Raw genomic sequence first — 12,441 nt, 5'->3', positions numbered from 1 at the left:
TTATAGGTAACAAACATGATTACAGTCGCCCCACAAGTAAACCAAGCTAATATAGGTCAAAAATTAGACCTAGAAAACTTAACTGACGACCAAAAAGCGTTAGAGATTAAAAACCTTGATCTTTACTACGGTGAAAAACAAGCATTAAGCAATGTTAATATGAATATTCCGAAAGGTCAGGTAACCGCATTTATCGGACCATCGGGCTGTGGTAAATCAACGTTACTTCGTTGTATTAACCGTATGAACGATTTAGTTGATATTTGTCGTATTGAAGGTGAAATATTACTTCATGGCCAAAATATTTACGATAAAAGTGTAGATGTTGCCGCGCTTCGTCGCAACGTGGGTATGGTGTTTCAGCGCCCTAATCCATTTCCTAAATCAATTTATGAAAATGTGGTTTATGGCCTACGCTTACAAGGCATTAAAGAAAAGCGTAAATTAGATGAAGTGGTAGAGCAATCACTTCGCGGTGCTGCTTTATGGGATGAAGTAAAAGACCGATTACACGATAGCGCATTTGGCCTATCAGGTGGTCAGCAACAACGTTTAGTTATTGCCCGTTCAATTGCAATTGAACCAGAAGTACTTTTGCTAGATGAACCAACATCGGCACTTGATCCAATTTCTACGTTAGTTATTGAAGAGCTAATTAACGATTTAAAGAACAAATTTACCGTTGTTATTGTTACACATAATATGCAACAAGCAGCGCGTGTATCTGATCAAACCGCCTTTATGTACATGGGTGAGCTGATTGAATACTCAGACACAAATACCTTATTTACAACACCTAGTAAAAAGAAAACAGAAGACTACATTACAGGCCGTTACGGCTAGTTATCGCTTTCGTGTTGTTGATGAATTTAAGAGAAGGTAATTATGGAACATAATATTAATAAGCATATCTCTGGTCGCTTTAACCAAGAGCTAGAAAACGTACGTAATCATGTATTAAATATGGGTGGTTTAGTTGAGCAGCAGCTTAATAGTGCGCTTGATGCAGTTAGCCGTAACGATGCTGAGCTTGCACAAAAGGTGCGCCAAAACGATTACAAAGTTAATGCGATGGAAGTAAGCATTGATGAAGAATGTACGCGTATTATTGCGCGTCGCCAACCTGCCGCGAGCGATTTGCGCTTAGTTATAGCTATTGCAAAAACGATTGCAGATTTAGAGCGTATTGGCGATGAAGCTGAGCGAATTGCTAAAGTTGCACTTGATTCATTTACTAAAGATCAACAAGACTTATTAGTAAATATTGAAAACATGGGTCGCCAAGTTTTAAAAATGCTACATGATGTACTTGATGCATTTGCGCGTATGGATGTGCAACGTGCATTTGAAGTACACAAAGAAGATGCAAAAGTTGACCGTGAATATGAAGCGATCACACGTCAAATAATGACTTATATGATGGAAGATCCACGTTCAATTCCTAAAATAATGGATTTGGTGTGGTCAGTTCGCTCATTAGAGCGCATTGGCGATAGGTGTCAAAATATTGCGGAATACATCATTTATTTTGTAAACGGCAAAGATATTCGTCATACATCTCAAGAAGATATAGAAAAATCTTTATAAATTTTTACTAATCATTCTTTTGTATTAAAGCGACTCAGTGTCGCTTTGTGCATTGTTAGCCATGGTGAAATAATAAAAAGCGTTCACAATCGTGGCTAATACTGTAAAATTCATGCTGCAAAGCATATCAATTTGATTAAAGGGTCAGTTATGCCTACAAACGCGTTTTTAGGAGTATTTGCAAAATCTCCTATCAAACCAATGGAAGAACACATCAAGAAAGTTCATCAAGCAAGTAAAGCTTTGATACCTTTCTTTAATCACGTTTTTAAAGAAGAGTGGGAACAAGCAGAAGAGCTTCGTTTAACTATTCGTAATTTAGAGCGTGAAGCTGATGATATGAAAAGAGATATACGTTTACAGTTACCGCGCGGTTTATTTATGCCGGTAGAACGTACAGATCTGCTCGAATTAGTAACTCAACAAGATAAAATTGCCAATAAAGCAAAAGATATTGCTGGACGAGTGATTGGTCGTGAAATGACCATTCCTACAGTAATGCAAGCAGACTTTTTAGCTTATTTAACTCGCTGTGTCGATGCTACTAAACAGGCATCTAAAGCGATTAATGAGTTAGAAGAATTGCTAGAAACGGGCTTTAAAGGTCGTGAAGTGACCTTAGTAGAAAAAATGCTCGTTGAATTGGATGCAATAGAACAAGACACGGATGAAATGCAAATAAAAGTACGCCTCCAACTACGAGCAGTAGAAGGTGAGCTAAACCCTATTGATGTGATGTTTTTATATAAAATCATCGAATGGGTTGGCGAGCTTGCAGATATTGCAGAGCGCGTAGGATCACGTCTTGAGCTGATGTTAGCTCGTTAATTTAAAATCAGTTCAAACACGAAAGATTAAGGTTACACAATGGATATCATTGCATCTTACGGCACGGTATTAATTTTAATTGCCGCTGCAGTCGGCTTTTTTATGGCTTATGGTATTGGCGCGAACGACGTTGCTAATGCGATGGGTACTTCAGTAGGTTCTAAAGCACTAACAATCAAACAGGCAATTTTTATTGCGATGGTTTTTGAATTCGCAGGTGCTTATTTAGCCGGTGGTGAGGTTACATCAACAATTCGTAAAGGAATTATCGATGCCGCCCCATTTGCTGCACTCCCTGATTTAATGGTTTTAGGTATGATCTCTGCGTTATTTGCAGCGGGTACTTGGCTATTAATTGCTTCATTTTTAGGTTGGCCTGTTTCAACTACTCACTCAATCATTGGTGCTATTATTGGTTTTGCACTAGTGGCAGTAGGCACTGAGGCAATTCAGTGGGACAAAGTAGGTGGTATTGTTGGTAGTTGGATTATAACGCCGGCTATATCAGGCTTTATTGCATACTTAATATTTATGAGCGCACAAAAACTAATTTTTGATACCGATGCGCCACTTAAAAATGCTAAACGCTATGTACCACTTTATATGGGTTTAGCAGGCTTCATTATGGCGCTTGTAACCATTAAAAAAGGTTTAAAGCACGTAGGTATTAATATTGGTTCTGTAGAGGGCTATGCTCTTGCAATTGCTGTTGCAGTAATTGTGGCTATTATTGGTAAAATTGCTATTTCTCGATTAAATATCGATCCTAAAGCTGACAAGCAAATGCAGTTTAACAACGTAGAAAAAGTATTTGCGGTATTAATGGTACTAACTGCTTGTTGTATGGCATTTGCACATGGCTCTAACGATGTAGCGAATGCAATCGGTCCACTAGCTGCTGTTGTAAATATTGTTGAAAACAACGGTGAAATAGCTAAGAAAGCTGCTATTGCTTGGTGGATTTTACCGCTAGGTGGTTTTGGTATTGTGGCGGGCCTTGCTATTTTAGGTAAAAAAGTAATTAAAACGATTGGTGAAGGTATTACACATTTAACACCGAGCCGTGGTTTTGCTGCTGAATTAGCTGCTGCTTCTACAGTTGTTATTGCATCGGGCACGGGTATGCCTATCTCGACTACACAAACCTTAGTGGGTGCGGTGTTAGGTGTAGGTATGGCACGTGGTATTGGTGCACTTAACATGGGTGTTATCAGAAACATTGTAGTTTCTTGGGTAATTACATTGCCAGTTGGCGCTGCCCTTGCTATTGTTATTTTCTACGTACTAAGAACCGCGTTTGGGGTTTAACAAAAAAGTACTCAAAGACTTTTAGCTTGAAAAGATCTCAACGCCCTAGGTGTTGGGGTCTTTTTATTTGTGGAAAGAAAAAATGACTAATCTTCCAAGTATTAAACAGCTGCAATATTTATTAGCTGTTCATCAACATCAACACTTTGGCAGAGCTGCCAGCGCCTGCTTTATTGGTCAATCTACGCTAAGTAGCGCAATTCAAAATCTTGAAGAAACACTGGGTTGCCAGCTAATTGAGCGCGAAAACCGCAGCCTAATGTTTACCAGTATTGGTGAAGAAGTTGTTGAACGCTCTCGTAAAATAATAAACGATACGATTAGCTTAAAAGAGCTGACAAAAAGTTTTTTAACACCGCTTAGTGGTAAGTTAATAGTAGGCGTTATACCTACTATAGCGAGCTTTATAGCGGCGCCATTGTATCATTTTTGCAAGGAAACATTTTGCGATCTGGAACTGGTATTAATAGAAGATACCAGTGATAAGTTGCTCGATAAGCTAGAACACGGCCATATTGATTTAGCACTACTTGCATTGCCATATCAAACTGAAAAATTCCATACTCAAATTTTAGCAAAAGATCATTTCAGTCTAGTGCACCACAAAGATTACACGCAAGCGAAAGACGTGGAAGACTTTAATCTATTACCTGATGCAAGTGTGTTTTTATTAGAGCGAGAGCATTGTATGACGGGGCATGCCCTAAGTGCGTGCCATTTAAATCGTGCAAGCTGTATTAACCCTTTTGAAGCTGCAAGTTTGCATACGCTTCTAAGTATGGTTGAGCATCAGCTAGGCGTAACATTTTTGCCTCAAATGGCGATTAATGCGGGCATACTTGAAAATAAAGATATGGTTGCAACACCTTCACAAAGCGATGCTTATCGAGATATAGGTATCTTATGGCGAAAAACAACAGGCCGCATACGTGACTTTAAGCTATTTAGCCAGCAGTTAGAGATTTTTTTAAAGCGCCAATGTAGTTTAGAGCCTTTAAATCATAAATAAAAAAGCAGCCTACAAGGGCTGCTTATGACTTTGAACGTGGCTGTCGAAGGGCTCAAGCTCGGGTAAAAACAATAAATAAATCCACACGACTAAGTTAAAGTATGGAACGCAGCCTAGCGTAGTAAATACTTTAACAGGATAACCTTTGATATGTGCGTAACGGTAACATTGATACGCAATTGCAAAGTGTATAATTAGTAATAATATAACTAGCTGTGTCATACCTTTCTCCTTAAAAGCTAAACGCTTTAAAAGCGACTATAAACAATAGTATTAGCCATCAAAAGGTAATGTCATGTTTTTTAAGTGAAATACATAAAATAACACGACATTATTTATCTGGTGTTAAAAGTATAGGCAAGAAAGATAGAATTGGTAGTAATAAAATGCTTAAAATTGTTCAATAATGTTTATTTTAGAGCTAGCTTATTGTTGGTAAAACGTTTTATTTTTTGATATTTTTTCAAGTTCATTTTTTATCTTTTCTACAGGTATTGGGCGGGCGATAAAGTAGCCTTGTCCGTAATCGACACCTATTTCTTTTAGTGCAAAAAATATCTCTTCATTTTCAACATATTCAGCAACAGAGCGCTTATCTAAAGAGCGACTTATATCGTTAATAGCTTTAACAAGCGCTAAATCTATTGGATCGTTAAGCATGTCGCTCACAAACGATCCGTCTATCTTTACATGCTGTGCTGGTAACTGTTTTAAATAGTTAAAGGTGCTAAAGCCTGTACCAAAATCATCAATAGAGAAGTGACAGCCAAGTGTATTGAGCTTTTCTATCATTTTACGCGTTGCTTTTAAATTATTGATGCTGGCAGACTCGGTGATCTCAAAAATTATACGCGTTGGTGGTACTTGGTACTTTTCTAAATTTGATTCGATTAACGGTAGTAATCGCTCATCTAAAAATGATTGTGCCGATAAGTTAATTGCAACCTGATTGAGCTCAGGATGCTTTGCAACACAAGCAATTGCATTACGTACAACGCATTGGTCCATCATAAATGTATCGTTTAGCATTTCTAATGAAGGGATAAATTGATTAGGGTAAATCAATTCACCATCATGTTTTAAGCGAAGTAGTGCTTCAAAGTAGGCAACCTTATTTTCTTTAAAGTCCCAAATAGGTTGGTAATGTAGCTCAATATTATCTTGTTGCAGAGCCTGGCGAATTTCGTGACCCCATTCAAGCCCTGTTTGAAGAGTATTATTTTGAGCATCTTCTTTTGAGTAACAATGCACTAAATTACGCCCTAGGTTTTTAGCAATATATAAAGCGATATCTGCTTGTTTTAGACATTCGTTAGGGTCGCAATTTTGTGGCGTAATTTGTGTTAAGCCAATAGAGCAGCTAATGGTGTATATTTGATCTTCTGATTTAAATGAATGCTTTTCAATGGCACTACATACGCCTTCAGCAATGAGGTGAGCGTCTAGTAAATTCATATCTGAGAGTATCACTGCAAACTCATCGCCGCCAATTCTGCACACTAGGTGATCGTCGCCAATATTAGCTTTAAATAACTGCGCTACTTCTTTTAGTACTATATCGCCCTGATGATGACCTTTGCTGTCATTAATTATTTTAAAGTGATCAAGGTCAATGTATATAACAGCATGTTCTACACCTTCGTAAGTGTACTTATCTTGGCATATTTTGTTGAGTTGCTGATCGAAGTAATAGCGATTGTGTAAGCCCGTTAGTGGGTCGTGATGCGCTAAATGACGAAGCTGAAGTTCTGCTTGTTTTCGCTCATGTATGTTATCGATAGTGGCCGTTATTGTTGCGTTATTTCGGCTATTTTTAATTAACTGAAGACGACACTCAGCCCAAATCAGGTTGCCATTTTTATGGCTTAACTTTACTTCTATTTGTTGTTGCTGCTGGCCACCATTTAAAATATCGCTAATGGTATGGGTAAGCTTTTGTTGATCATCTAAACTACAGTAATCACTCAGTGATTTTTGCAGTGTTGATTTTACACCAAAGCCACTTAAGGCCTCCCACGCGGGATTAATAAAGCGGATCAACCCCTGCTGATCAAGCTCAAGCACTACAGTATTTAAGTGCAGTAAAATACGCTGATGCGCTGAAAACAACTCTTTGTAACGCACTTCACTAACACTTAACTGTTCTACTTTGTGCGCAAACTCTGCGTAACTGACCATAAAATCTTCACGTCGCGCTGCATGATCGCACACTTTATTTAAGAATGAAGGGTCGTAGGGTGCTCGAATAAAATCGGTAACACCTGAGAGTAAAAGCTGCTCTGCGTAATCGGCATCGTCGCTTTCAATAATTGTTACAATGGCCTGTTTAGAATTATGCTGAAGGATTTCTTCAACCAATAAGCTTGAGCTTTGAGCGCTAGACGAGGTTGCATCAAGTAACACGATTGAAAACTGCTGCTGGTTATAAGCGCTAAGAGCGGCTTTAGCAGTGGTAACATGCTTAATAGCAAAGTTTAACTTTAGTTGCTCGCTGATATTGTCGGCATTTTCTTGAATTGGCTCTAACAGTAATAAGTTTAGCCTGCTACTTTTTTCTAAATGAGTAGAGAGCACATTCGCGAGTACTTGCGGTAGCATATCTTTATGCTCAAACGGTAATACTGCATCTATACCGTAACTTCGAGCGGTGGTTTCTGCTATGCGTTCACAATAAATAGGCGGAATGAGTAAAATAGGAGTGTTTTTTGGGGTTTTTAAGAGCCCTGATCGAATCATTCTTGAAAAGCGCCAGCCATCAATTTTACCAACGTTAAGACCTGTAATTATAATATCGACAGGTTGTTGTTTTAATAGTCTTAAAGCTTGTTGGCTATCTTGGGCATCAATAAAGGTAAATACATCTAGGCTTTCAAGTGTGGCTCTAATCGCATGGCGTTCAGCACTACTTGCGTTTAATATAAGCAATTTTAGCTGGTTTGCCACGTTTTAAACCCTCAAATATAAATAACAATAAATTAACCAAACAAGAGTAATGATATTTAATCATAAGAACAAGAAAATTTAACGAGTAAAATGCGACTAAGGTACCATAAGTTTGGCTGATTTCTTGAGCTTAACACCCGTTACATATAAACTTGGCGCGATTTTAAATGATGTGGATTACTAAATTATGCGCGTGGCTGACTTTAGCTTTGAATTACCCGATGAATTAATTGCACGTTTTCCAAAAGCGGATAGAACCAGTAGCCGCTTACTTACTCTAGATGGTCCAACAGGTCAGGTTGAGCATAAAGTATTTAGTGACGTGCTTGATTTGGTAAATGAAGGTGACTTACTGGTATTTAACAATACCCGCGTTATTCCGGCGCGTATGTTTGGCCAAAAAGCGTCAGGCGGTAAAGTAGAAGTACTTGTAGAGCGTGTTGTTGATGAGCACAGAGTACTTGCCCATGTTCGCGCAAGTAAATCATTAAAGCCAGGTAACGAAGTTATTTTAGAAGGCAAAGCAAAAGCAACAATGATTGCACGCCACGATACTTTGTTTGAGCTTGAATTTGACCGCAATCAAAATGTACTGGATATATTAAACGACATTGGGCACATGCCGCTACCTCCATACATTGACCGCCCAGATACCGAAGCCGATAGAGAGCGCTACCAAACTGTATATGGTGAAAAGCCAGGCGCAGTAGCAGCACCCACAGCGGGTTTGCATTTTGATGATAAACTTATGGCTGCGCTTAAAAATAAAGGCGTGAATATGGCCTTTGTTACGTTGCACGTAGGTGCTGGTACATTTCAGCCAGTACGTGTAGATAGTGTTGATGAGCATGTTATGCACTCTGAGTACATAGAAGTGCCTGACGACGTAGTACAAGCTGTTGCGCAAACGAAGGCAAATGGCGGACGTGTAATTGCAGTTGGTACAACCTCAGTACGTTCACTTGAGTCGGCGGCTAAAATTCACGGCGGCAAATTAGATAGTTACTTTGGTGATACTGATATTTTCATTTTTCCGGGTTATCAGTTTAATGTTGTTGATGCCATGGTCACTAATTTTCACTTACCTGAATCAACGCTTATAATGTTAGTCAGCGCGTTTAGCGGCCAAGACAACATTATGGGCGCTTACAATACGGCAATAGAGCAGCAATATCGCTTTTTTAGTTATGGCGATGCGATGTTTTTAACGCGAAAATAAATGCAAATTTAGCTATTACTATTTATAAAAACCCAACTACTTAGTTGGGTTTTTATTTGCCTATGAGAATACACAGTGAATTTAGTTCAGTTGATAGTAATAACAAGGCAAAAAGGGTAGAATCGAGCGGTTAAATTATAGCTTGTTGGACTGTTTTTCCGACATTGAGGATGATATGAAATTTGAATTAGACCGTACTGACGGAAAAGCGCGCCGCGGCCGCTTGATTTTTGACCGTGGTGTAATAGAAACACCTGCATTTATGCCTGTTGGTACATACGGTACTGTAAAAGGTATGACTCCAGATGAAGTTAAAGCCACTGGCGCACAAATTTGTTTAGGTAATACCTTTCATTTAATGCTTCGCCCAGGTACTGAAATCATCAAGCAACACGGTGATTTACACGATTTTATGAACTGGGATTTCCCAATTCTAACAGATTCAGGCGGTTTCCAAGTATTCAGCCTTGGCGCAATGCGCAAAATTACCGAAGAAGGTGTTTTATTTCAGTCACCTGTAAATGGTGATGAAATTATGATGTCGCCAGAAAAGTCGATGGAAGTACAGCGCGATTTAGGCTCAGATATCGTCATGATTTTTGACGAATGTACGCCATACCCTGCTACCGAAAAAGAAGCAAAAGACTCAATGGAGCTATCTCTTCGCTGGGCTAAACGCTCAAAAGAAGGCCATGGAGATAACCCATCTGCGTTATTTGGTATTATTCAAGGTGGTATGTACCCAGAATTACGTGCACAATCACAAGCAGGTTTAGAAGAAATTGGTTTTGATGGTTACGCGTTAGGTGGTTTATCGGTAGGTGAGCCTAAAAACGAAATGATGAATATTCTTGATCATTGCGCGTACAAAATGCCTGAAGACAAACCACGCTACCTTATGGGTGTAGGCAAACCAGAGGACTTAGTTGAGTCGGTTCGCCGTGGTATTGATATGTTTGACTGTGTAATGCCTACGCGTAATGCACGTAATGGCCACTTATTTATTACCACTGGTATTGTTAAAATTCGTAACGCAGTACACAAAACAGACACAGGCCCGCTTGATCCTGAGTGTGATTGCCATACCTGTACTAATTACTCACGTGCATACTTGCATCACCTTGATAAATGTAACGAAATTTTAGGTGCGCGACTAAACACTATTCATAACTTACGTTACTATCAACGTGTTATGGAAGGTTTACGTAATGCAATTAGCGAAGGTAAATTAGAAGAATTTGTACAAGATTTTTATGCTCGCCGAGGCCAAGAAGTGCCAGAGCTTGTAGAGACAACAAATTAAACTTTAAAATTAAAGAGGAAGTATCATGAGTTTATTTATTTCAAATGCACACGCAGCAGCTGGTCAACCTGCAGCCGGCGGTGGCTGGGAAATGCTAATAATGTTAGCTATTTTCGGCTTAGTTTTTTACTTTTTAATCTACCGCCCACAAGCTAAGCGCGTTAAAGAACACAAAAGCTTAATGAGCGCGATGGCTAAAGGAGATGAAGTACTTACCCAAGGTGGTTTAGTAGGTAAAATTGTGAAGATTACTGAAGATAAAGATTTCATCGTTATCTCATTAAACGAGCAAGCTGAAGTAACAGTACAAAAATCTGCAGTATCTGCAGTATTGCCAAAAGGCACAATGAAGTCGCTATAAAAATAATAAGGACGACCCCGTGTTAAACAAGTTTCCAGTTTGGAAGTATTTACTTGTTTTAGCTGTGGTAGCTATTGGCGTTTTATATGCTTCTCCAAACTTGTATGGTCGCGATCCGGCCATTCAAGTTTCGGGGGCTAAAGGTGCCGATGTAGACCTCGCTGTTGTAGACAAAGTAAACGCAACCCTCAAAAAACATAACGTAACTGTTAAATCAACTAAGCTTGAAGATGGACAAATACTTGTTCGTTTCAAAAATGTTGAAGAGCAACTTAAAGCGCAAGATTTATTGCGTGATTCATTAAGTGACGATTACGTTTCTGCTATTAATATGGCTCCGGCTCAACCTACTTGGTTAAAATCACTCGGTGGTAACCCAATGAAGCTAGGTCTTGATTTAAGTGGTGGCGTACATTTCACCATGGAAATCGACATGGCAACTGCGGTTGATAACCAGCTTGAGCAAATGGAACAAGACTTTAGAAGCGATTTACGCGAAGAAAAACTACGTTACCGTAGTGTTCGCCGTGTAGCTGGCTCTGAGCGTATGCGTGTAGAAATGCGTACTGAAGAAGATAAAGATGCTGCAGAGCGCTTATTAGAATCTCGTTACCCATTAAATGTTTACATTGATGATAGCAGCAACGATAAAGCATTTTTTGCCAGCATGAGTGAGCAAAAGCTTAAAGAAATTCGTGACTACGCAATCAAGCAAAATGAAACGATTATCCGTAACCGTATCAACCAAATTGGTGTTGCAGAGCCAAATGTACAGCGCCAAGGTGCTGAGCGTATTATTGTGCAATTACCAGGTGTTCAAGATACCGCTCGCGCTAAAGAAATTTTAGGCGCTACGGCAACGCTTGAGTTTCGTGAAGTAGACGAAAACGCTGATCCAAGCGCAGCTGCTCAAGGTCGTATCCCAGCGGGTACTGAAATGATCATGAGCCGCGACGGCTACCCTGTTGTACTTAAAAAACGTATTATTCTTGAAGGTAGCCATATTACTGGCGCGCAATCAGGGAGTGACGAATACCAACGTCCACAAGTAAGTATTACTTTAGATAGCAAAGGTGGGGCAAAAATGAATGCCTTCACCAAACGTGCTATTGGTAAACGTATGGCCACAGTATTTATTGAATACAAGCCATCAGGTAAAAAGGATGAAAACGGTAAGGCGCTTCCACCAATTAAGGTAGAAGAAGTTATTAACGTTGCGACTATTCAAGCTCGACTTGATCGCTCATTCCGCATTACAGGTATCGATAACCCGGCTGAAGCGCATAACCTAAGCTTACTACTTAGAGCGGGTGCACTTGTAGCACCAATTCAAATAGTAGAAGAGCGCACAGTAGGGCCAAGCCTAGGTCAAGAAAACATTGAAGCAGGTATGACAGCTGTTGCACTTGGTTTTGCGTTTGTACTTGCCTTTATGCTTATTTACTACAAGGGCTTTGGCTTAGTAGCTAACTTAGCGCTCGCGGCTAACTTAGTGCTTATTGTAGGTATTATGTCGCTTATTCCGGGCGCTACATTAACGCTTCCAGGTATTGCTGGTATTGTATTAACCGTAGGTATGGCAGTAGATGCTAACGTACTTATTTTTGAACGTATTCGTGAAGAGCTAGCCGATGGCCGTAGCCCTCAACAAGCCGTTCATTTTGGTTATGACAGCGCTTTTAGCACTATATTTGATGCCAATATCACCACACTAATTGCTGCCATTATATTATTTGCCGTGGGCACAGGCCCAATTGCAGGCTTTGCGGTTACATTAGCAATTGGTATTTTAACTTCAATGTTTACAGCTATTGTTGGTACCCGCGCGGTAATCAACTTTATTATTGGCGGTAAACGTGTTGATAAACTTTCAATTTAAGGAG

Annotated in this window: 11 protein-coding genes; 9 read left to right on the top strand and 2 right to left on the bottom strand. The window is 39.5% G+C overall.

Features of this window, described 5'->3' with window-relative positions:
* The first annotated feature begins 15 nt into the window (after positions 1 to 15).
* From pstB to J8L73_RS05425, 5 genes are all read left to right on the top strand, one after another.
* Positions 16 to 843, top strand: a complete 828-nt coding sequence (gene pstB, locus J8L73_RS05445; protein ID WP_210998762.1) for a phosphate ABC transporter ATP-binding protein PstB — start codon at positions 16 to 18, stop codon at positions 841 to 843.
* 42 nt (positions 844 to 885) lie between these two features.
* On the top strand, positions 886 to 1,587 hold the full coding sequence (gene phoU / locus J8L73_RS05440; protein WP_058549343.1) for a phosphate signaling complex protein PhoU: 702 nt from the start codon (positions 886 to 888) through the stop codon (positions 1,585 to 1,587).
* 150 nt (positions 1,588 to 1,737) lie between these two features.
* Positions 1,738 to 2,415 (top strand): TIGR00153 family protein, encoded by a 678-nt coding sequence (locus J8L73_RS05435; RefSeq protein WP_210998763.1) that lies wholly within the window; start codon positions 1,738 to 1,740, stop codon positions 2,413 to 2,415.
* Between the two features lie 39 nt (positions 2,416 to 2,454).
* Positions 2,455 to 3,723 (top strand): inorganic phosphate transporter, encoded by a 1,269-nt coding sequence (locus J8L73_RS05430; protein ID WP_138681177.1) that lies wholly within the window; start codon positions 2,455 to 2,457, stop codon positions 3,721 to 3,723.
* 82 nt (positions 3,724 to 3,805) lie between these two features.
* Positions 3,806 to 4,732, top strand: coding sequence for a hydrogen peroxide-inducible genes activator (locus J8L73_RS05425; RefSeq protein ID WP_211015277.1), 927 nt, complete (start codon positions 3,806 to 3,808; stop codon positions 4,730 to 4,732).
* 9 nt (positions 4,733 to 4,741) lie between these two features.
* Here the strand turns inward: J8L73_RS05425 and J8L73_RS05420 are convergent, their stop codons facing one another.
* Both J8L73_RS05420 and J8L73_RS05415 read right to left on the bottom strand, forming a co-directional pair.
* Complete coding sequence (locus J8L73_RS05420; RefSeq protein WP_210998765.1) at positions 4,742 to 4,954, bottom strand: hypothetical protein; 213 nt, start codon at positions 4,952 to 4,954, stop codon at positions 4,742 to 4,744.
* Positions 4,955 to 5,158: 204 nt separating this feature from the next.
* Entirely contained in the window at positions 5,159 to 7,675 is a 2,517-nt protein-coding gene (locus tag J8L73_RS05415; RefSeq protein ID WP_211015272.1) for an EAL domain-containing protein, read from the bottom strand.
* A gap of 187 nt (positions 7,676 to 7,862) precedes the next feature.
* Here J8L73_RS05415 and queA point away from each other — a divergent pair, with 187 nt between their 5' ends.
* From queA to secD, 4 genes are all read left to right on the top strand, one after another.
* The gene (gene queA, locus J8L73_RS05410) at positions 7,863 to 8,894 is read left to right on the top strand and encodes a tRNA preQ1(34) S-adenosylmethionine ribosyltransferase-isomerase QueA (RefSeq protein ID WP_058549349.1); all 1,032 of its coding nucleotides are present in this window, start codon (positions 7,863 to 7,865) and stop codon (positions 8,892 to 8,894) included.
* A 175-nt stretch (positions 8,895 to 9,069) separates the two neighbouring features.
* The gene (tgt, locus tag J8L73_RS05405) at positions 9,070 to 10,197 is read left to right on the top strand and encodes a tRNA guanosine(34) transglycosylase Tgt (RefSeq protein WP_058549350.1); all 1,128 of its coding nucleotides are present in this window, start codon (positions 9,070 to 9,072) and stop codon (positions 10,195 to 10,197) included.
* Between the two features lie 25 nt (positions 10,198 to 10,222).
* Positions 10,223 to 10,558, top strand: coding sequence for a preprotein translocase subunit YajC (yajC, locus tag J8L73_RS05400; RefSeq protein ID WP_058549351.1), 336 nt, complete (start codon positions 10,223 to 10,225; stop codon positions 10,556 to 10,558).
* A 19-nt stretch (positions 10,559 to 10,577) separates the two neighbouring features.
* Positions 10,578 to 12,437 carry a protein translocase subunit SecD gene (gene secD, locus J8L73_RS05395; protein WP_211015269.1) on the top strand — a complete coding sequence of 620 codons (1,860 nt, stop codon included), beginning with the start codon at positions 10,578 to 10,580 and terminating at the stop codon, positions 12,435 to 12,437.
* Positions 12,438 to 12,441 lie beyond the last annotated feature (4 nt).

The sequence above is a fragment of the Pseudoalteromonas sp. MMG006 genome (assembly GCF_018101025.1).
Taxonomy (GTDB): Bacteria; Pseudomonadota; Gammaproteobacteria; order Enterobacterales; family Alteromonadaceae; genus Pseudoalteromonas.
This window is presented reverse-complemented; position numbering and strand designations above follow the sequence as displayed.